Here is a 20,147-nt window from a genome sequence, read left to right as displayed (position 1 = left end):
CCGCGTCCCGTCAGACGAACAGGCTCATGTCGCTGGTCTCGCCGGAGCCGAGGAACGTTGAGACACCGCCGAGCTCCACCCCGTCGATGAGCTCCTCCTGATGGATGCCCATGATGTCCATCGACATCTGGCATGCGACCAGTCGCACGCCGTGATCGGTCGCCTGCTTCATCAGCGATTCGAGTGATTCCACGTTCTTGGATTTCATGATCCAGCGGATCATCTTCGCGCCGATGCCGCCCATGTTCATGCGCGAGAGGCCGAGCTTGCGCGTGCCGCGCGGCATCATCATGCCGAACATGCGCTCGATGAGCGTCTTCCTGACACGCACGCGCTTGGGCTTGCGCAGAATGTTGAGCCCCCAGAACGTGAAGAAGATCGTGACCTTGCGGCCCATCGCGGCGGCGCCGTTCGCCATGATGAACACGGCGATGGTCTTGTCGAGGTCACCGCTGAACACGACGAAGGTCTTGTCATGGCGGACGTCGCCGCCATCCGGGTTGAAGCCGGTCTGCTGCGGTGCGGCGGCGGGAGTCTCGGCCGATACCGCCCGACCGGCCGGCGACGACGGGCATGCGGCGGCCGGAGCGCCGGGGGCCGGCATGTGCGCGGTCTTGTCGATGACGACATGAATCACGCCGTTTTCGTCGCGTTCGAGCGAGACGAGACGGTTGCCGGTGCGTTCGCACCACACCGCGATGTCTGACAGGAAGGCGTCTTCGGTCGCCTCGGCGGTCAGTCGGGTTCCGATCGGCAGCGGGCGCAGCGTGTCGGCGATCTTCACGATCGGACCGGGGCACTTGAGCCCTTTGGCGTCGACGAATACCGCGTGAGGCTGCGCGCCGTCCGTATCTCCATTGCTGCCGTGCGAGACGGCCGAGTCGGCAGCCCCCGTCGACTTGCTTTCATGCTCAGGGCCGCGCAGGGATATCTGCTGCGCCGCGGCCGGGATGGAGAGCGTCGCGGCGCTTCCCTTCGTCTGCTTTTCGGGCCGGGCATCACCATCGTCGACGTCGTTCTCCCGCTGTTGCGGCAGAGAGGCGAGATACTCCCGATACGCCTGGAATCCGCCGTCAAGGTTGATGGCGTCATAGCCGCGATCGGCAAGGATCTCGGTGACCTGCTCGCTCCAATCCCCCACCCGGCAGAACACGACGACCGGCTTGTCGTTCGGCACCTGGCTCAGCCTCGTGCCGATCTGGTTGAACGGGATATTGATCGCGCCATCAAGGCCATGGACCAACACCTCGTCGGGCTCGCGCAGGTCCAGCAGCGTCACCGTGGATTTGTCGAGCTCAGCGAATCGTGCCGGCGTGATGCGCTTGATGGCATCGCCGTCGTCGTCCGCCAGCGGTGAATCGATGTGCTTGTCCGTCATGTCAGATGCTCCCCTCATATGTTCGTGGCTTATGCCAGCGCCTGCGCGCGCCTTGCGCCTTTGGCCGCCGCAGGCGCACGGTATCCGTTCATGAGCCTATGCCAGATGTCTGGCTCCCGTTGCAGCGTGGTGATAGACGCCGGTGATGGCGCGTTATTAAACGGCGGAATCGCCGTCATTCACACGCCGCACGCCGGCTGGATGTATCGCGCCGGATCCAGCGTGGTTATGGTCGGATGCTCGCCGCACACCGGGCAATCGGGTTCGCGCTCCGGCAACGGCACGGCGCGGCACGTCATCGCCAGCGCGTCGAACGTCATCAGCCGGGCGGTCAGCGGCTTGCCGACGCCGAGTATCAGCTTCACCGCCTCCACCGCTTGCATGCTGCCGATCACTCCGACCACTGCGCCGAGCACGCCGGCCTCCTTGCAGCTGGGCACCTCGCCGGCCGCGGGCATATCGCGGAAAATGCAGCGGTAGCAGGGGCCTCGCCCGGGCACATACGTCATGAGCTGGCCCTCGAACCGCAGCGCGCCACCATATATATACGGCTTCCCGGCAAGAACGCAGGCGTCGTTGATGAGGAATTTCGTCGAGAAATTGTCCGCGGCGTCGACGATGACATCGTAGCCGGCAATCAGCTCGGCGATATTGCCGGCAGATACGCGTATGTGATACGGCTTCACCGTCACGTCTGGGTTGATGGAGGTGACGGTTTCGGCCGCCGATTCGACCTTCGGCATGCCGACGTTGCCGGTGCCGTGAATGATCTGACGTTGCAGGTTCGACAGGTCCACCACATCATCATCGACGATGCCGATCGTGCCGACGCCGGCGGCCGCCAGATACATCGCGGCCGGCGATCCCAGACCGCCCGCGCCGATGACCAGCACTCGCGCGGCGAGCAGCTTCTTCTGTCCGCGTACGCCGATCTCCTTCAGAATCAGATGCCGCGAATATCTCTCCAGCTGGTCATCCGTGAAAGCCATGTCCTTCTCCCCTGTCAGCGTCACCCGTCCGCGACGTCGCCCGACTCGTCGATGTATGCACAGCATAGCGTAACGGAGGAACGGTATTTCGCGCAGGGAGCACACGGCCGGCCGTTTTGTGACGATCATCCCCGGCGGGCGCCCGGATGGGGTTAGGATTGGAGCAATGCGCACAGGCGGGCCTGCCGCCGGAGGCGAACACAAGGAGGCCGATGATGACTGCTGCACACCTGACCGTCGCACACTGCGGCGAGGTATCCGCCCTGACGCTGGGACTGCCGGCCTCGGCGGCGATTCCCGAGCAGAAGGGCACGCTGCCGAAGGGATTGTTCGTGGCGAAGGCGCCGGTATCGTCCAAACTCAAGCAGCGACTGGTCAACGACATCGCCTCGATCACGATGCTCGCGCTGCTGCGGCCCGCGAACACGGCGATGGGCGCCGGCAGCGGCAAGATGCCCGAGGTGCTGGTGATTGGCCTGCGCGTGAACACGCCCGGCATCCCCGTCGAGGTGATCGATCTGATCGCCGGACAGCGTAAATCCGGCATCGTGTTCGTCTGCGTGCACGAAGGCGAGTTCGAAGGCGCGGTACGCGAGGAGTGTGCGCTGGCCGTGCGCCGCAACGTGCCGGTCCGTGCCGGTCATGTGCCGATCACGAAAGTGTTCTCCGGCGAATGGAGGCCGGCCGGCGAGGTCACGCTGGAACTACCGGAGGGGAACGCCGACGGCGGCGCGAAGACGATGGACGACCTGTGGGATTCGCTGTGCGCGCAGGCGATTCTCGATTCCGCGGACGGAGCCAATCTGGACGCGCGAATCGCCCGCCGGGACCAGATCGTCACGCTGAAAGCCACCGAAGAGAAGCTGTCGCGTGATCATCAGCGTGCCAAGAACCCCGCCCAGCGCAACGAGATTTACGCCAAACTGCATAAGATTCGCACGCAGCTGGCACAATTGGAGCAGTAGATGCCCCGTCACCGGCGCGGCATCTAGACGCTGCGCGCAGAAACCGCAACGATCAGAAACCCAGCCGCGTGCGGCCGAACTGATCGAGCCAGCGCAGAATCGCGCCCTCGCGTAACGCCCACGGGCAGATCTCGACCTCATGCACGTTCAGGGACCTCATGATCTCGTCGGCCACGATGCCGCCGCCGACGATCTGCATCGTGCGCTCCGGCGTGATGCCCGGCAACGCCACGCGCTGCTCCGGCTCAATGGCCGCAAGCCGGGGAATCCAGTCCTCCAGCTGCTCGCGCGTCATGATCCACGTGTCCTCGCGCCCGGACTGGCGCAGCACCGCGCCCGCCAGACGTGCCAATGAGCGGAACGTCTTTGACGTGCCCACGGCATGCGCCGGATGCTTGGATTTGGGGAACGCGTCGGGCGGCGAGGAACGTCAAGCGGGCCTCGTCCGTTCCCGACAGCACGGTCACGCTCTGGCCGATGCGCTCTTCAATCTTGCGCAGGATCTTGTTGCTGTTGGGAGCCTCCTTGATGGCCGACGTGGCCATCGCGAGCAATTGCGTGATGTCGTATTCCTCGGCAAGTTCCATGCACTGATCCACGGCGGTCAGAATCGCCTCGATGCCGGACTTCTTGATCGACCCGTCATCCTTGACATACTGCATCAGCCGCACCGTGGATTTGGTGCTGGCCTCGGGATCGGGTCGCGCGCCGGGCGCAGCGTCGACGATCAGCATATGAATCGTGTTGGAGCCGATGTCAAACACGCCCAATCGAGTGACGCGCGAACGCAAATTCACCATAGCATCTCACTGTATCACCGGCGCGGCCGCAGCATGAGCGCGGTGTTCCACCCAAGGCCGGCCGCGGTTATCGGAGAATCATCGCAGCGAGGCGACGAACTTTCCGAGCCGGGACAGCCCCTCCGTCAACGCCTCGCGCGACGCCGCGTAGGACAGCCGCACATGCGTGTCCGCGGTCGCCGGGCCGAAATCCCGTCCCGGAGTCAGCGCCACATGCGCCTCTTCCAGCGCACGCTCGCAGAACGTCCACGCGTCCAAACCGGTTCCCGCGACGCTGAAATACGCGTAGAACGCGCCGTTCGGAACCACTTCGAGCGGCAGGCCGATGCGCTCCAGACCACTTACGACGATGCGGCGGCGGGCGAGCAGCTCCTGTCTGCGTTCCTCGCACACCGCCAACGATTCGGGCGTGAAGCAGGCGAGCGCAGCATGCTGGGTGGGCGTGTGCGCGCATAGATAATAGTTGGTCGCCAGATCGTCGACCGCCTCGATCGTGTATTCGGGCACCACCGCCCAGCCGAGACGCCAGCCGGTCATGCCGAAGAACTTGGAGAAGCTGTTGCAGATGATCGCGTCCGGGTCGGCGAGCAGCGCGGACCTGACCTCGCTGCCGTCGGGCTCCCGGTCGGCGAGGTCGAGGTATGTCTCGTCGATGATGCGCCACGCGCCGCGGAATCGCGCCAGATCGCACACGCCTTTGAGCACGTCGAAGTCGATGGTCGTGCCGGTGGGGTTGGACGGCGACGTGACCATCACCGCCTTGGTGCGCTCGCTCCACGCGCGGTCGACCAGTTCGGCGTTGAGATGGAAGCGGGTGGCCGCGCTGGTCGGCACGTCCACCACCACGCCTTCGAAGGAGCGGATCAGTTCGCGGTTGCACGGGTAGGACGGGTCGGCGACGATCACCTCGTCGCCGGGGTCGACGGTGAGCGCGGTGGCCAGCAACAGTGCGGCAGACCCGCCTGCGGTGATGACGATGCGTCGGGGGTCGATGTCGACATGATGGCGTTCATGGTAGAAGTCGGCGATGGCGCGTCGCAGCTCGGGCAGGCCCAGCGCAGCGGTGTACGGCAGCGCGCGGCCATCATATTGCTCTCGCATCGCGTCGCGCACGGCGGGCGGCGCTCCGAAATCCGGCTCCCCCAGACTCAGCTTGATGACGCTGATGCTGCGGGCGATCATCTCGTCGGCCCTCTCGCCGAACACCATTGCCCGGAACGGCTGCGCCTCGCGTGCGCGTCGTGACATCGTCGGCTGTTTCGTCTCGCTCATCATGCATCACCCTTTGCCGTCCATTCGGTACTGCCACCGATTGTAATTGCCTACCACCCTCCCGGCAAAGTCCCGTTTCACCGGGCGTTCACGGGACTATGGCCGGATGTGGAGCCGGTAATCGGGGAATTATACGATGGAACCGCCTGCATTGACGGGACCGGCCGCATTGGCGAGGCCAGCAAGCTCATTGGACGCCATGGAACAAGACGCGGTGATCTCGGTGTAGAGCCGTTCCAGACGCGCCTCGCGCACGGGCTTGGCGAGCTCGCACTCCCAGACGACGATGACATGCCATCCGGCGGATTCGAGCGCGGCGTGCTGCGCGATGTCGCGGTCATGGTTGCGGGTCAGTTTCGCGGTCCAGAATTCCACGTTGGATTTGGGAATGGAATACTTGGAACATCCCTGATGCGCATGCCAGAAGCATCCGTTGATGAACACGATCGTATGCCATTTGGGCAGAACCACGTCGGGATGGCCGGGATAGCGCCTGTCGTTTTTGCGGAACCGAAGCCCCCGCGAGAACAGGTACCGGCGCACGAGTACTTCGATGCGGGTGTCCTTCCCGCGGATATGCGACATCGTGTAGCTGCGCGTGCCCCGCTCATACCGTTCGCCGGGCTTGGCCGTCGCGCCCGATTTGCCGGATCCACCGGTCTTCCTCGTGGCTTTTCCCTCGGCCTTGTCCGCAGCCGTCATCTCATCGCCGGCGCCTTTCGCCGCCTGCCGTCGCTCGTCATGGTTTACGCTTTGTTCGCTCACGGTCTCCATTATCCGCCATTGCCGACGTCGGAGCGTCAATCGCGATAGACTACACGTACGCTTGCAACCACGGAGCGGAACCAGGGAGGCAGAATCATGGATGGCTCAACCACCTCGATCAGCGTGGATCCGCGGCAACAGCTCGACGACGTCGTGGATTTCGTCAATGACAGCTGGCTGGCATCAACGGATTTCGACGGCCCTACGTTCCTGTGGAACCATATGATCTCCGACGCGTCCGCCCAGGACGACGACAACCGCAACAATGTGCCCGTCGCCGCTCCCAACGAGGTCGCCGACGTGATCGGGTTGACGATGCAATGGTACTTCGACTCCATCTCATCCACCGTGCCGACCGCCGAACGCACCGAGGACGGCGTGTCCATGCCGCGCAACGACATGCCCACGTTCCGCATCGATTCGCAGGCGTTGTCGGGAGTGGATGCCGTGGTCGGCAACGCGCTGATGAGCACGCGCTGGGTCGATGCCACCACGAATCTGGCGAAGTCGGTCGAGATGACCGCGCGATTCGTGGGCAACGCGGCGGACCGGGACGGCGAGGGCTTCGACTATCTCAAGGAGCTCATCCAGAACGTGCGCGTGTACATGGATTCCGTGGCGCGCAACGCCGACCCGCAGGACGGGGAGAAGGCGCTGCGACTGATCACGCGGGTGGCCTGCAACGAGGATTTCCAGCTGAACGCGACGCAGATGGTGGAGCTGCTGTCGTGCGGCCTGTCGTTCGCGCAATGGGACGATACGCGCATGTTCGCCTATGATGCGCTGAACAGCGCCCTTGACACGATGGATCGTTTCGCCAAGGAGGCGAAAATCGACGAGGACGGGCGATGCGACGGCGAAACGGCACACGACGATGGCGTCATCGCCGCCGAGGCCGCGACCGGCTCGACGGCCGACGCTTCGGAACTCATCAAGCGCACGGTGGCGCTGTCGGCGCACCAGCAGTTCGAGGAATCGATCATGTTCCTGCGCCATGATCTGATGCGCGTGAGCGGTGATGCGGCCGACGCCGACCGCTTCTTGGTGAGCCACCACGAATCGGAAGCCATGGCGGATGCCTACGCGGCGCGCCTTATCGCGGCGGAGCGCTGGGATGAGCTCATCGGCTTCATCGACATGGTGGAGCGCGACCGGCCGAACCAGTACACGGTGATGTTCCCGGAGGATCTGGTTGCGTATGAGTGGGAATCCCTGCGCGAGGCCGCATTCGAGGCGCTGGGACGTTGGGACGAGCTCAGGGCGATGTACCGCGAGCGCATCGTCGAGGCGTACGACCCCTCCGACCTGCACACCATCGCCCAGCTGCGCGCGATCAGCGGCCGGGATTGGGCCGGGCAGGTGCGGAGCATCGTCACGGCGTACGATGACGGATCCGGACGCTACGCCCGCAATCCGATTTACGAGCGGCTGCTCGTCAACGAGCGGCTGAGTGCCGAGGCAGAACGCTACTGCCGCACGTTCCCCGACGCCCGCGCCGATCTCGCGGCGGTATTGTGACGCGCTCGTCCGCCGCGATGGATCGCCGAGCCTAAAGCACGTATACGGTTCGTGTGCAATCGGCTCGTGGGGGGGTCTTCGCGTTCGCCGGCTGGACAACTCCCGCATTATCGACTTTTGCGGCAGTTGTCCAGCCGGCAGCGATGACCCACACCGACACGATTCAGCAAAAACGGCTTAACTGCAACGTTTTTCCGCAATTATTCTGCGAAATAATAGCGTTTTGCGCGTGTGGCGTCCTGATTTCGCGGGACAACACGCGCAAATATCGATAATGCGGAAGTTGTACAGCAGTTAGCCGTAACCAGCCGCGACCAGAGTCGGCCCAGCCCCGGCCTACAGCTCGAAGCCGAGTTCCTCGGCGGCGTCGGTCGGCACGGGGTCGTCGCACCAGAAATCCTCAAGGTTCTCGTAGGTGGTCAGACTGCGAATCTCGGCCTTGTCGATGTACAGTTCGCCGCTCAGATGGTCGGTCTCATGCTGGAAAATGCGCGCCGGCCAACCGTGCAGACGCTCCTCATGCTGCTTGCCGTTCTCGTCGGTCCAGCGTGCGGTGATGTCGAGCCAGCGCCTACGCACGGCCTGATATCCGTCGAAGCTCAGGCAGCCTTCGTAGAAGCTGCGGGTCGCGTCGCCGATCGGCTCATAACTGGGGTTGATGATGACGTGGAACGGGAATTCGGCGATTTCGCGCGGATCGTCCTCGTCGTCGCGCACGTGGTCCTCGACCACCGCGAGCGCGAGCCCCAGGCCGATCTGTGTGGCGGCCAGGCCGACTCCCGGCGCTTCCAGCATCGTCGTGTGCATCGTGTCGATGAGCTTGTTCAGCGTACCCTTGCTCAGCTGGCCGGAGTATTGCACAGTCTGCTGGCGCAGCACCGGTTCGCCGGCCTGCACAATCGGCAGGATTCGCTCCTTGCCGCCGGTTTTGAGGAGCTGCTCGACCTCACGGTTGAGTTCGAGGTCGACTTTCGTGTTTTTTCCGAACATACGAGTGATTCCTTGGTATTGCGGTATTGCCGTTATTCGTTCTACAGCGCGAGCTCGTCGGCCACGACTTTGGCGAGCCGGTCGCACACCTCGTCGGCCTGCTGCTGCGTGGCGGCTTCGGCCATCACGCGTACGAGCGGTTCGGTGCCGGACGGACGCAGCAGCACGCGACCAGTGTCGCCGAGCAGCTTCGACTCCTTGTCGACGGCGGCCTGCACCGCCGCGTTGGTGGTGGCGGCCATCTTGTCGACGTTCGGCACGTTGACGAGCTGCTGCGGCAGCTGCGGGAAGTCCGCGGCGAGCTGCTTGAGGCTCTTGCCGGACTTGACGACCTCGTTGCACAGGGTGAGCGCGGTCAGGGTGCCGTCGCCGGTGGTGGCGAACTCGCGGTTGATGACGTGGCCGGACTGCTCGCCGCCGAGCGTGTAGCCGCCGCGGAGCATCTCCTCCAGCACGTAGCGGTCGCCGACCGCGGTCTGCACGGTCTTGATACCCATGTCCTTGAGGGCGAGCTTGAGTCCGAGGTTGCTCATCACGGTGACGACGAGCGTGTTGTCGGCGAGCTTGCCGGCCTCCTTCTTGGCGCGGGCCAGGATGCCCATGATCTGATCGCCGTTGACCATGTTGCCGTCCTCATCCACGGCGAGGCATCGGTCGGCGTCGCCGTCGAACGCGACGCCCATCACCGCGTCGGTGGCCTTGACCATGGCCTGCAGCTGCTCGGGGTGCGTGGAACCGGCGTTCTTGTTGATGTTGTATCCATCCGGGGAGGCGTTGATGACCAGCACTTCCGCGCCGGCGCGGCGCAGCGCCTCCGGAGCGACCACCGATGTGGCGCCGTTCGCGCAGTCCGCCACGATCTTCAGGCCGCGCAACGGCTTGGGCTGGGTCTTGTCCGGGTTGAGCGGGGCGATGGTCGACACCAGATGGTCGATGTACAGGTTCGTGGCGGTCACCGTCTCATGCGAGACGCGGCCGATGCCCGCGCCGGTCGGACGGTCCCAGTCCTGACCGAGCACGGCCTCGATGTCGTCTTCCTTGCTGTCGGGCAGCTTGAAACCGCCGCGCGCGAAGAACTTGATGCCGTTGTCGGGCATGGGGTTGTGCGACGCGGAGATCACCGCGCCCATCTCGACGTTGAGCACGGAGGTCAGGAACGCGACGCCCGGCGTGGGGATGATGCCCGCGTCGATCACGTCGAAGCCGCCAGCAGACATGCCGGCGCACAGCGCGGACGCCAGAAAATCACCGGACACGCGCGTATCACGGCCGATCAGCGCACGACGGCGGCCCTCCGGCAGGCCTTCCCTGACGGCACTGTTGCCCAGCACGCGCACGGCGGCATCCCCCAGATCAAGCGCCAGACGCGCGGTCAAATCCCTGTTCGCCAATCCACGAACGCCATCGGTTCCAAACAATCTCGGCATAATCTGCGATTCCTTTGCTTCGACGGCTTCCGCCGTCTCTTCGACATACCGAGCACCATCGTAACCGGCCGGCGGAGCGATTGCACCCATATCCATGAATACTGCCCAAATCACGCGCAATTGCCAGTTTCGGAGAAAGGCATGTGAGAGAATACAAGCAGATTCGCGAGTCATTTGCCAATGAGAGAAGGGGCCGATTGGGGCTTTCTCTGCTGTGGTCATTACCCTGAATGCCGTCCATGTCCGCCGGAGTTTCCATTGCCACCATGGTTGTCAGGGGCTGGGACTCCGGAAGCCGGTTCAGTCGGCGGGTATGGTTGCGGCGGAGCGAATCCTTGCCGGGGGACCTGCTGAGGATATGGCTGCTGCGGCTGGCTAGGTGGCTGTTCCGGCACCCGGTTCGGGGCAGGCGGAGCCTGACCCCCACTCCCCTGTGATCCACCAGGATATGGGCGGGATGGCACGGGTCCGTTGGGGTATGATCGAACACTGCCATATGCCACACCGGATACGGGAATCCGCGCGCGCGTCCTACGCCGCCGAGACACCACCAGGGCGATTATCACGCCCGCGGCTATAGCGGCCACGCCTGCGCCGATCACGCCCCACAGCCACACCGGCATGCCGGACGAAGCGCTCTGCGACGGGTCTCCTTCGGGCTTGGCCTGCCCGTTCGGTGTCGTGGTGTTATTGTTCGAACCATCGGCGGTGTTCGTCGCGGAGTATTGCATGCAGTCGGAGCCGCCATCGGAACGGCACTGCTCCACCTTCTTCCACGCCGCCTGCTGACGCTCGTACTCCCGCCCGATGAGCCCGGCCTCACACGGGACATTATCCGCTGCGGTGCCAACGCCGTCCGGGTTCGTCTTGCAATCCTGCGTGTACCAGTCCTTCAGATCCGGGTATTGGGCGGCCGCCTTCATCTGGTACTCCAGAATCGGGTTCACATCCTTGTACTGGGTCGGGTCGACCGTCAGCAGCGCATTCAGGTCCACCTCGCCGAACCCCCGCTTGCGTTCCGGGTCAATGACCGGCTTGCCCTTGCCGCTCTTCGTGTTGCGTATCAAAGACTGGATGATCTGGTTGCCCGTCGCGTCGGGCCACTTCTGCATGGCCAGCGCCAGGTACGACGACAACACCGCGGCCGCGGTCGACGTGCCGCCATTGCCCGCGATATTGTAGACATTCGAAAGAGGATTGACCGGGTCTAATACGTTCATGCCATAGGACAGCACCGCCACATTGCCGTCCATGACATCCGAGGTGGAAGCCAGGTTCCCGGACTCGTCCACGCTGTTCACCATCACCACACCGGGGAAGGTCTCCATGCTGCGCGGGTCGCCGGTCAGATCATCCAAGCCGGGATTCATGTCATTCGCACGTCCTCCGACCATGACGACCCCATGACGCAGGGCATCCACATACCCGGCATAATCCGCGCTGACGAGATCACCTCCCTGGGAACGGTTGAGGATGCGAGCGTCCCAGTCCACCGCCGTCTTGACATCTGCACCACTGTCGCTTGTCGCATCACCCGCGAGTTTCTGATCGCAAGGTGTCACAACAGGCCCCGCATTAACCGCCCCATCCGTAATATGCAACACGTCCGCTTTGGGCGCCGCCCCCATGATTCCGGGCCACTTCGAAGTGTAGTTGATTCCATCACCCACGATCCATGCCAGCATGTCGGTGCCGCGCGAGGAGTAGTAGTCGCCTTCACCGGACTTGATCGTCGCGGTCAACGGCTTGCCGTCCACCTTGCACTCGACCGTCTTGTCATCCACGTTATGGAATCGTCCCAGCTTGTATGTGATCGAGGCATGCTTCAACGCGGGATAATCCTCCACCGCCTGCGAATCCAGCACCGCCACCTTCACACCGGAACCATCAATGCCCTGCTTCCACGCGGCAGCCACCACATCGTTCGCCACCGGCCAACGCCCGTCATCCGCCGCGAACGCGCCGGGCGTCCACGCGCAAGGCAACACACACGCCAGCGCGAACGCGCACCCGGCCTTCACCCTCGACTAACGAGAAACCATGAACCTGCCCTTCCCGGCTCACGCCGTCTTTGGATGATATCGCCGAGGAGTTTCATGATGAACCCCCTACAATCCGAAAGTGTACTCTCATGAAGCTTTCAGCAATACCCCTTTCCCGTAACATTTCGGTATACGGGCAGTGAACGGCGCAGTCGCAGGGGCGCGGCATGTGACGGCACGGTACATCACGCTGGACAACGTCCGCGATTACGCATTATGCAGGAGTTGTACGACGGCAGATATTTAGGCGCGATAAGAGAATGGCTTGAAATCAACGATTTCGCGGCTCAAGTCACTGTACAACACGTATATTTTGCCCGTTTGCGGGAGTTGTACAGCGCCGTAGGTGCACAACATCTGCGTTTCGCTGATATGCGGGAGTTGTACAACGAATCACGGCAACACGGCGATACGGCAACACGACGACTCTGCCGCACCGCCGGTACATACTCATGCACGCGAAACGCCCTTCGCGCGAACGGCGGCCTTGCAGGCGCACGTTACGCGAAGGGCGTTTCGTATGGGTCGGTCGCGCCGTCTTACAGCGCGGCGTTGAAGTCGCGCACCTTGAGCGTGCGCTGCGAGGATTCCACATTGCCGCGCACGATGCGCTTCAGGGCGTTGTCGGCATCCTCATGGTCGGTGAGCCACCGATGGCCGAGTTCGACCAGCGTGGCCGGGTCGGCGTAGTACGGGTACAGGCCCTCAAGCAGCGCCTCGGCCATGTGGAAGCTCTTGTTCTTCCACACCCAGTCGACCACGTCGTAGTACTTGGCGGCGTACGGCTCGGCCAGGTCGGGGCGCGGCGTGGCGCCGAACCCGCGGGCCACGGCCTCCAGCTGCATGTTGGTCAGGTCGGCGTTGTTGAGCGCCTCGTTCCAGGCCCATTCCTTCGCGGCGGCGTCGCCACGCACCGCGTGGGCGCCGAGCGCGAACTCGCGGTTCTCGGTGGTGTCGCGCTTGGCGAGCTGCGCGTCGATGCCGGCCTGGTCGATCAGCTTCACCGAGGAGAGCGCGTTGATGATCGTCCACGTGAAGTTGTTGTCGATCTCCAGTCCGGCCACGATCAGCGAGCCGTCGAAGAGGCCCTGCGCGTGCTCGGCGAACTCGGCGTCGCCCTCCTCGCCGTAGCCGAGGTACGCCGTGACGAGCTGGAACTGCTGGTCGGATCCGCCGGGAGCGGCGATGACGAGCTTCCACAGCTCCTTGGCGATGTGCTTGACCACGTCCGCGCGGCGATCCGGCGCGGTGTAGTGCCACGCGGTGGTGCTCATGCAGCTCAGCGCGTAACGGAACGTGGTGGACTCGGTCTCGGTGGCGAGCAGCGCCAGCGTCGTGTCGATGAACTTCTCGGCGGCGAGATCGCCGTCACGGGTCATGTCCCACAGCGACAGCCACACGACCGCGCGGGCGAGCGCATCATCGAAACGCTGCAGGTTCGCCAGGGCGAACGAGAGCGAATCGGCGTCGAAACGCAGCTTCGTGTATGTCAGATCATCGTCGTTCACCAGGATGAACGCGGGGCGCTTCTTGCCGGCCGCGGCGGCGACCACGGTGGATTCGCCGTCCACGTCAAGCTCGAAGCGGTCGGTGCGCACGATCTTGCCGGTGGCCGGATCCTCGTCGTAGAAGCCGACCGCGAGGCGATGCGGGCGCAACACCGGGTGCTCGGCGGGGGCGGTCTGGTTGAGCGTGAGCGAGGCGATGGTGCCGTCCGCGTTCTCCTCGACCTCGGTGGCGATCGTGTTGATGCCGGACTCCTCCAGCCACTTGGCGCTCCACGCCTTGAGATCGCGGCCGGACGCCTTCTCCAGCTCGTGCAGCAGGTCGGCGAGCGTGGCGTTGGAGTATGCGTACTTGTTGAGGTACTGGTTGATGCCCTGGAAGAACTTCTCGCGGCCGACGTAGTACACGAGCTGCTTGAGCACGGAGGCGCCCTTCGCATAGGTGATGCCGTCGAAGTTGACGTACGTGTCGTTGAGGTCGTTGATCGGGGCGACGATCGGGTGCGTGGTGCTCAGCTGGTCCTGGTTCAGCGCCCAGCTCTTCTCGCCGGAGCAGAACGTGGCCCAGGCGTCATGCCATTCGGTGGCCTCGGCGGTGGCGAGCGTGGAGGTGAACTCGGCGAAGGACTCGTTGAGCCACAGGTCGTTCCACCATTTCATCGTCACGTAGTCGCCGAACCACATGTGGGCGAGCTCGTGCAGCACGGTCACCACGCGGCGCTCGGCGAGCGCGTCGGTGACCTTCGACTCGAACACGTACTGGTCGCGGATCGTGACCATGCCGATGTTCTCCATCGCGCCCGCGTTGTACTCGGGCACGTAGATCTGGTCGAACTTGGCGTACGGGTAGGGCACGCCCCACGTCTTGGCGTAGAACGCGAAGCCCTTCTTAGTGATGTCGAACAGGTAGTCGACGTCCTTGGCGAACGCGGGGGCGAGCGCCTGGCGGCAGTACTGGGCCATAGGCACGGTGCGGCCGTCCTCGTTGAGGTAGGTGGTGTGCCATTCGGCGTACGGACCGGCGCAGATGGCGGTCAGGTACGAGCTCATGATAGGCGTGGTCTCGAACGTCCAGCTGCGGGCGGATTCGGGCTCGTGGTCGCCGAGCACCCCGTCTGCGGTGATGACGTCGTCGACGTCCTCCTTGGACTTGACCGGCATGTTCGACGTGACGATCCACGACTTCGGCGCGAGCACGGTGAAGTCGAACGTGGCCTTCAGGTCGGGCTGGTCGAACACCGCGTACACGCGGCGCGCGTCCGGCACCTCGAACTGGGAGTACAGGTAGATGTTGCCGTCGGACGGGTCCACGCTGCGGTGCAGGCCCTCGCCGGTGTTGGAGTACACGCAGTCGGCCTTGACGGTGACCTCGTTGCGGCGGCGCAGGCCGGTGAGCGCGATGCGGTTGTCCTCGAACACCTGCGCGGGGTCGAGCGCCTCGTCGTTCAGGATGATCTCGGTCACGTTGTCGGCGATCAGGTCGAGGAACGTCTCGCTGCCCGGCTCGGCGCCGAAGCAGATCGTCGTGGTCGAGCCGAACGTGCGCGCGTCCCGGGTCAGATCAAGCTGGACATGGTAGCTGATGGGGGCGGAGACGATGGACTTGCGTTCCTCGGCTTCCACGCGGGTAAGGTTTGCACCTGGCATATTTTCTAACTCCTTCTGATATGTCTTCCCGAAAGAAGCCGGAACCGTCGCGACAGAAAAAGGAACAAGGAACCGTTCACGCGATTCCCTACTTCTCGCTGAGACGTTGACGTTCAGGCTTGCTTCTGGACGTATGCCGGCGTCACTTGCGTGAGCCGAAGCGGTTTACTTGCTGGGTTCTTCGATGATGTCCTGGGCGATGTCGGCGACGACCGGAACGATCATCGGCTTGCGGTGCAGCTGTCGGGCGATCCATCCGCCGAGCGTGCGGCGCATGATCTGCTGCAGTCTGTGCGTGTCCTTCGTCCCCTGCATCATCGCGTCCTGCAGCTGCTCGACGATCTGATGGCGGATCTTGTCGAACTCGCTTTCGTCTTCGGCAACCGCGTTGAGGAAGATCTTCGGGCCGGTGACGACTTCGGAGGCCTCGGTATCGACCACGACGAAGCTGGACACGAAGCCTTCGGTGCCGAGGATGCGGCGCTTCTCAAGCTCCTCGTCGGTGATCTCGCCGACCGAATCGCCGTCCACGTACACGTAGCCGCACGGCACGGAGCCGACGACCGCGGCCTGACCGTGGTACAGGTCGACGACGTCGCCATCCTCCGCCAGCACCACGTTCTTCGGATCGACGCCGGTCTTGACGGCGATCAGGCCGTTGGCGACCAAGTGGCGGTTCTCGCCGTGGATGGGCATCGCGCACTTGGGCTTGACGATGTTGTACATGTACAGCAGCTCGCCCTCGTTGCAGTGACCGGACACGTGCACGGCCGCGTTGTCGCGGTTGACGACGCGCGCGCCGAGCTGCACGAGCTTGTTGATGACCTTGTACACGCCGTGCTCGTTGCCTGGAATCAGGGAGCTGGCGAGTATCACCGTGTCGAACTCGTTGATGGTGATGTCGCGGTGGTTGCCGTCGGCGATGCGTCCGAGGGCGGCCATCGGCTCACCCTGCGAACCGGTGCACATGAAGACGAGCTTGTCGTCCTGCACGTCGTGCGCCTTCTTGAGGTCGATGACGGTGCCTTCGGGGATGTGCAGGTAGCCGAGGTCGGCGGCGATGGACATGTTGCGCACCATCGAGCGGCCGACGAAGACGACCTTGCGCCCGTACTTGTGGGCGACGTCGACGACCTGCTGGACGCGGTGCACGTGCGAGGAGAAGCTGGCGACGATGATCTTGCGGCTCGCCTGCGCGAACGCCTGGTCGAGCGCGGGTCCGATGGAGGTCTCCGGCTTGACGAAGCCTGGCACCTCGGCGTTGGTGGAGTCCATCATCAGCAGATCCACGCCCTGCTCGCCGATCTTGCCGAATTCCACCAGATCGGTGATCTTGTGGTCGAGCGGCAGCTGGTCGAGCTTGATGTCGCCGGTGTCAATCAGGGAGCCGGCGGGCGTCTTGACGTACACGGCGAGCGCGTCGGGGATCGAGTGGGTGACGGTGACGAATTCGAGATTGAACGGGCCGACCTTGAGCTTGTCGCGTCCCTTGACCTCCACCATGGTGGGATGCTGGTTGTGCTCCTGGCATTTCGCCTCAACGAAGGCGAGGGTCAGCTTGGAGCCGATCAGCGGGATGTCCGGGCGCAGCTTGAGCAGGTAGGGCACGCCGCCGATATGGTCCTCATGGCCATGAGTGAGCACGAGCGCGTCGACCTTGTCGAGACGGTTCTTGATGTAGCTGAAATCAGGAAGAATCAGGTCGACGCCCGGCTGCTCCTCTTCGGGGAAGAGCACGCCGCAGTCGATGAGCAGCAGGTGACCGTTGTATTCGATTACGTTCATGTTGCGGCCGATTTCGCCCAGACCGCCGAGCGGCGTGATGCGCATCGAACCTTTGCGGTACTTCGGCGGGGCGATCAGGACATCGTCCTGCTGGGGAGCGGTGGCCTGGCCCTTGAACGAGCCGGCGTTGCTGGTGTTGCGATTCGCGGATCCGCGGCGGCGCGACGCGCCACCAGAACGGGACCTGCGTGAATTGTTCTTCTTTTGTTGTTCTTGTGCCATTCTCTATTGGTTTTCTGTTTCTTTGTTTCCGTCTGTGTCACGGAAACGACGTTATCTGCAACCGCTCGCCCGTGTCCGCCGAGGCCGTTCGTATCCGCGACCGGGACGGCCGTTCCCGGAGTCGGACGATGCCGTAATCCGGGTGCATCCCGAGCGAGGCCGGTGTGGCCCGGTCAGAGCAGTCCCGCTGCTTTCATGCCCTCTTCGGCCTTGGCCAGTTGATCGGCGTCCGGGCCGATGTTCGGCAGGCGCATGGCCGTGGAGGAAAGATAGCCCTTGATTCTCAGCGAGGCCTTGGCCATGACGGCCTGGTAGCCGTCGCCGTTGAGCGCGTGGACGAGCGGGGCGAGCTGGTTGGCGAGGCGCTGCGCCTGATGGATGTCGCCGCGGTCGAACGCCTCGACCAGCTGGCGCATCGGCGAGGAGGCGACGTGCGCGATCACCGAGATGATGCCCACGGCGCCGATCGACAGGAACGGCAGGAACAGGCCATCATCACCCGAATACCAGGCGAGGCCGGTGCGCTGCTGCTTTTCGACGGCGGCGGCGAGGTCGCCGGTCGCGTCCTTGACGGCTTTGACATGCTCAAGCTCGGCAAGACGGTCATATGTTTCGACGCGGACTTTCAGTCCGGTACGGCCGGGCACGTCATATACGATGATCGGCCTCTCGGCCACGGAATCGACGGCCTTGTAATGGCCGACCACGCCGTCCTGGCTGGGGCGCGAGTAGTACGGCATAACCACGAGCACCGCGTCGGCTCCCGCCTCCTGCGTCTGCTCGACCATGCGCACGGTGTGCGCGGTATCGTTCGATCCGGCACCGGAGATCACCGGGACATCCACGACCTCCTTGACGGCCCTCACCAGCTCGACCTTCTCCTCCATGTGGGTCACGGGGGATTCGCCGGTCGTGCCGTTCACCACCAATCCGTCGGCGCCGTCGGCGACCAATTGCTTCGCCAGAGACTGCGCGGCCTCGAAATCAACCGTCCCATCTGCTTTCATGGGGGTGACCATTGCGGGGAGGATGCGTCCGAACGGAGCCGGGTTGAGAAGATGCATAGTACCGTCACTCATATCTCTTTACCGTACTTGGCAGCAAGGACGCATCGCCGTCACCCGTACATAATATGAACGCGTCCCGGACCTCCTTCATCCCACCAAAGTCCCATCCAGACCCCACCAAACGGGATTATCGCCGGATGGGGGATGCCAGGCCAACGCTTTACAGGTCGAGGAACTTGTCGAGGCCGACGGTCAGGCCGGCATGACCGCCGTCGGCGACCTTGCGCACGGCGAGCAGCACGCCAGGCATGAAGCTGATGCGGTCGAAGCTGTCGGCGCGGATGGTCAGCTGCTCGCCCGCATTGCCGAGCAATACCTCCTCATGCGCGTTGAGCCCGCGCAGACGCACGGCATGCACGTGCACGCCGTCGACGACCTGCCCGCGAGAGCCGCCATCCGTCTCGGTGGCGTCCGGCATGGCGCCGAGGCCGGCCGCCTTGCGCGCATCCGCGATGGCGCGGGCAGTGTGGATAGCGGTTCCGGAGGGCGCATCCACCTTGGTGGGATGATGCAGCTCGATGACCTCTGCGGACTCGAAGTACGGCGCGGCGACCTTGGCGAAATAATCGGCCAGCACGGCGGAAATCGCGAAGTTGGGCGCGATGAACACGGCCTGATCGCCACGGGGAGCCTCGGCGAGCGCCGCCGTGACCTTGGCGAGTCTCTCATCGGTCCAGCCGGTGGTGCCGACCACCACGTCGACCCCCCGCTTCACAAGCGCGAGCACATTGTCGAGCGAAACGGACGGCACGGTGAACTCCACCACGACATCGGTGTTCTCCGGCGTGATCCGCATCAGGTCATCACCCGCGTCGAGTGCGAAGGCGAGCTGCATGTCCTGCGCACCGTTCACCGCATCCACCACATGAGATCCCATGCGCCCTTTGGCGCCGACCACTGAAACCCTGACCATCACACGACCTTTCCGAGCGAAACCGTCCGTAACTTTTCCAAAATTCCCTACCAATATATAGGCATGCCGGCCCATGGTCCGGCCACCTGTCCGTAAGCTGGGTCACATCCCGGCTCCGACCGGTTCGGCGCACCGTTCCACAACGCACTGATACGGCTTCATAAATTTTGGCTCTGTTAGACCAAGGTTGACTTTTTGCCTTGCAGTGTGGTTACTGGGTAGCTACAATGATGGTAGGTATGAGAACGGGCAAGGTGGCGCGTATAGCCGATAGGGTCAGGAAGGAACTTGGCGAACTGACGCCACAGGAGCGCGATCTCGCCATCAACCGCGTGAACACGCTGCATGCGCGATTGGAGGCTTTCATGTTCGGCTTCCACGGCGTGTCAACGAAATACCTGCAAGCCTACCTGGACTGGTTCCAATGGCTCGTCGCGTTCACCGACGGATTCGGCGAAACCGACGATGATGGGCTGCTCGCCCGCCAGCTCGGCAAAGGCCTGTATCGCATCCGCCGCCGTGACTGCCAGCGCATGACGCTACCGTACATGGATTATTGGCGGAAAGCCGCATGACACCGTGCATACGATGTACAGTCGGAACAACCGACAAGCATAGGAGGCGCATATGGCGAGCATACCCACCACGACCATGAGGATAGACCCGCAGCTCAAGGAGGAATCCAGCCGCGTGCTCGAAGACCTCGGGCTCACCCTCTCCGGCGCGGTCACGATCTTCCTGAAGGCCGTCGTCAGGGAACAGGGACTCCCGTTCGAGGTCAAGAAGGAAACGTCGAATGGCAGATAAGGTCATCCGCATCAAAGACCTCCGTCCTCAAGACGTGCGCGGATTCCGAGGTGAC

15 protein-coding genes and 1 pseudogene are annotated in these 20,147 nt (G+C 63.6%); 4 read left to right on the top strand and 12 right to left on the bottom strand.

The genetic code is table 11. The features are described 5' to 3' along the window. Positions 1 to 10: 10 nt before the first annotated feature. Both MMB49_RS02435 and thiF read right to left on the bottom strand, forming a co-directional pair. On the bottom strand, positions 11 to 1,378 hold the full coding sequence (locus tag MMB49_RS02435; RefSeq protein ID WP_047271626.1) for a DsrE/DsrF/DrsH-like family protein: 1,368 nt from the start codon (positions 1,376 to 1,378) through the stop codon (positions 11 to 13). A gap of 179 nt (positions 1,379 to 1,557) precedes the next feature. Continuing rightward, entirely contained in the window at positions 1,558 to 2,367 is an 810-nt protein-coding gene (gene thiF / locus MMB49_RS02430; protein WP_003821634.1) for a thiazole biosynthesis adenylyltransferase ThiF, read from the bottom strand. A 215-nt stretch (positions 2,368 to 2,582) separates the two neighbouring features. Between thiF and MMB49_RS02425 the strand changes: the two genes are divergently transcribed. After that, complete coding sequence (locus MMB49_RS02425) at positions 2,583 to 3,332, top strand: DUF4391 domain-containing protein (RefSeq protein WP_047272020.1); 750 nt, start codon at positions 2,583 to 2,585, stop codon at positions 3,330 to 3,332. A gap of 52 nt (positions 3,333 to 3,384) precedes the next feature. Here MMB49_RS02425 and MMB49_RS02420 read toward each other — a convergent pair. The 3 genes and pseudogenes from MMB49_RS02420 to MMB49_RS02410 form a co-directional block, all read right to left on the bottom strand. Then, positions 3,385 to 4,132, bottom strand: a pseudogene (locus MMB49_RS02420) (Ppx/GppA phosphatase family protein). 78 nt (positions 4,133 to 4,210) lie between these two features. After that, a complete protein-coding gene (locus MMB49_RS02415) occupies positions 4,211 to 5,407 on the bottom strand; it encodes an aminotransferase class I/II-fold pyridoxal phosphate-dependent enzyme (RefSeq protein ID WP_003812081.1) in 1,197 nt (398 codons plus the stop codon). A 126-nt stretch (positions 5,408 to 5,533) separates the two neighbouring features. Further along, positions 5,534 to 5,989, bottom strand: a complete 456-nt coding sequence (locus tag MMB49_RS02410) for a very short patch repair endonuclease (protein WP_229028962.1) — start codon at positions 5,987 to 5,989, stop codon at positions 5,534 to 5,536. A gap of 276 nt (positions 5,990 to 6,265) precedes the next feature. Here MMB49_RS02410 and MMB49_RS02405 point away from each other — a divergent pair, with 276 nt between their 5' ends. Continuing rightward, positions 6,266 to 7,687, top strand: a complete 1,422-nt coding sequence (locus tag MMB49_RS02405; protein WP_022173594.1) for a hypothetical protein — start codon at positions 6,266 to 6,268, stop codon at positions 7,685 to 7,687. Between the two features lie 336 nt (positions 7,688 to 8,023). Here MMB49_RS02405 and MMB49_RS02400 read toward each other — a convergent pair whose 3' ends face one another. The 7 genes from MMB49_RS02400 to dapB form a co-directional block, all read right to left on the bottom strand. Next, positions 8,024 to 8,677, bottom strand: a complete 654-nt coding sequence (locus MMB49_RS02400; protein ID WP_003821640.1) for a peptide deformylase — start codon at positions 8,675 to 8,677, stop codon at positions 8,024 to 8,026. Positions 8,678 to 8,718: 41 nt separating this feature from the next. Next, complete coding sequence (glmM, locus tag MMB49_RS02395) at positions 8,719 to 10,104, bottom strand: phosphoglucosamine mutase (RefSeq protein WP_047272017.1); 1,386 nt, start codon at positions 10,102 to 10,104, stop codon at positions 8,719 to 8,721. 221 nt (positions 10,105 to 10,325) lie between these two features. Further along, positions 10,326 to 12,092, bottom strand: coding sequence for a S8 family serine peptidase (locus MMB49_RS02390; RefSeq protein ID WP_229940926.1), 1,767 nt, complete (start codon positions 12,090 to 12,092; stop codon positions 10,326 to 10,328). Positions 12,093 to 12,685: 593 nt separating this feature from the next. Further along, positions 12,686 to 15,298: an aminopeptidase N gene (gene pepN, locus MMB49_RS02385; RefSeq protein WP_047271622.1), complete on the bottom strand. Its 2,613-nt coding sequence runs from the start codon at positions 15,296 to 15,298 to the stop codon at positions 12,686 to 12,688. 165 nt (positions 15,299 to 15,463) lie between these two features. Continuing rightward, positions 15,464 to 17,305: a ribonuclease J gene (locus tag MMB49_RS02380; RefSeq protein WP_003812067.1), complete on the bottom strand. Its 1,842-nt coding sequence runs from the start codon at positions 17,303 to 17,305 to the stop codon at positions 15,464 to 15,466. Positions 17,306 to 17,478: 173 nt separating this feature from the next. Continuing rightward, positions 17,479 to 18,384, bottom strand: coding sequence for a 4-hydroxy-tetrahydrodipicolinate synthase (gene dapA, locus MMB49_RS02375; protein WP_003816187.1), 906 nt, complete (start codon positions 18,382 to 18,384; stop codon positions 17,479 to 17,481). Positions 18,385 to 18,532: 148 nt separating this feature from the next. Beyond that, positions 18,533 to 19,285, bottom strand: a complete 753-nt coding sequence (gene dapB, locus MMB49_RS02370) for a 4-hydroxy-tetrahydrodipicolinate reductase (protein ID WP_003816186.1) — start codon at positions 19,283 to 19,285, stop codon at positions 18,533 to 18,535. A gap of 239 nt (positions 19,286 to 19,524) precedes the next feature. Between dapB and MMB49_RS02365 the strand changes: the two genes are divergently transcribed. Both MMB49_RS02365 and MMB49_RS02360 read left to right on the top strand, forming a co-directional pair. After that, positions 19,525 to 19,860 (top strand): transposase, encoded by a 336-nt coding sequence (locus tag MMB49_RS02365; protein ID WP_229940925.1) that lies wholly within the window; start codon positions 19,525 to 19,527, stop codon positions 19,858 to 19,860. Between the two features lie 52 nt (positions 19,861 to 19,912). Beyond that, the gene (locus tag MMB49_RS02360; protein ID WP_003812061.1) at positions 19,913 to 20,092 is read left to right on the top strand and encodes a type II toxin-antitoxin system RelB/DinJ family antitoxin; all 180 of its coding nucleotides are present in this window, start codon (positions 19,913 to 19,915) and stop codon (positions 20,090 to 20,092) included. Positions 20,093 to 20,147 lie beyond the last annotated feature (55 nt).

Origin of the sequence: Bifidobacterium sp. SKU, assembly GCF_026016405.1 — a bacterium.
In the GTDB taxonomy this organism is placed as follows: domain Bacteria; phylum Actinomycetota; class Actinomycetes; order Actinomycetales; family Bifidobacteriaceae; genus Bifidobacterium; species Bifidobacterium bifidum.
The sequence above is the reverse complement of the archived record's forward strand: the minus strand, read 5'-3'. Positions and strand labels throughout refer to the sequence as shown.

Coding starts and splice junctions, on each gene's coding strand:
- MMB49_RS02435 (WP_047271626.1), bottom strand. CDS start 1,378: ATGACGGACAAGCACATCGATTCACCGCTGGCGGACGACGACGGCGAT.
- thiF (WP_003821634.1), bottom strand. CDS start 2,367: ATGGCTTTCACGGATGACCAGCTGGAGAGATATTCGCGGCATCTGATT.
- MMB49_RS02425 (WP_047272020.1), top strand. CDS start 2,583: ATGACTGCTGCACACCTGACCGTCGCACACTGCGGCGAGGTATCCGCC.
- MMB49_RS02415 (WP_003812081.1), bottom strand. CDS start 5,407: ATGATGAGCGAGACGAAACAGCCGACGATGTCACGACGCGCACGCGAG.
- MMB49_RS02410 (WP_229028962.1), bottom strand. CDS start 5,989: ATGTCGCATATCCGCGGGAAGGACACCCGCATCGAAGTACTCGTGCGC.
- MMB49_RS02405 (WP_022173594.1), top strand. CDS start 6,266: ATGGATGGCTCAACCACCTCGATCAGCGTGGATCCGCGGCAACAGCTC.
- MMB49_RS02400 (WP_003821640.1), bottom strand. CDS start 8,677: ATGTTCGGAAAAAACACGAAAGTCGACCTCGAACTCAACCGTGAGGTC.
- glmM (WP_047272017.1), bottom strand. CDS start 10,104: ATGCCGAGATTGTTTGGAACCGATGGCGTTCGTGGATTGGCGAACAGG.
- pepN (WP_047271622.1), bottom strand. CDS start 15,298: ATGCCAGGTGCAAACCTTACCCGCGTGGAAGCCGAGGAACGCAAGTCC.
- MMB49_RS02380 (WP_003812067.1), bottom strand. CDS start 17,305: ATGGCACAAGAACAACAAAAGAAGAACAATTCACGCAGGTCCCGTTCT.
- dapA (WP_003816187.1), bottom strand. CDS start 18,384: ATGAGTGACGGTACTATGCATCTTCTCAACCCGGCTCCGTTCGGACGC.
- dapB (WP_003816186.1), bottom strand. CDS start 19,285: ATGGTCAGGGTTTCAGTGGTCGGCGCCAAAGGGCGCATGGGATCTCAT.
- MMB49_RS02365 (WP_229940925.1), top strand. CDS start 19,525: ATGAGAACGGGCAAGGTGGCGCGTATAGCCGATAGGGTCAGGAAGGAA.
- MMB49_RS02360 (WP_003812061.1), top strand. CDS start 19,913: ATGGCGAGCATACCCACCACGACCATGAGGATAGACCCGCAGCTCAAG.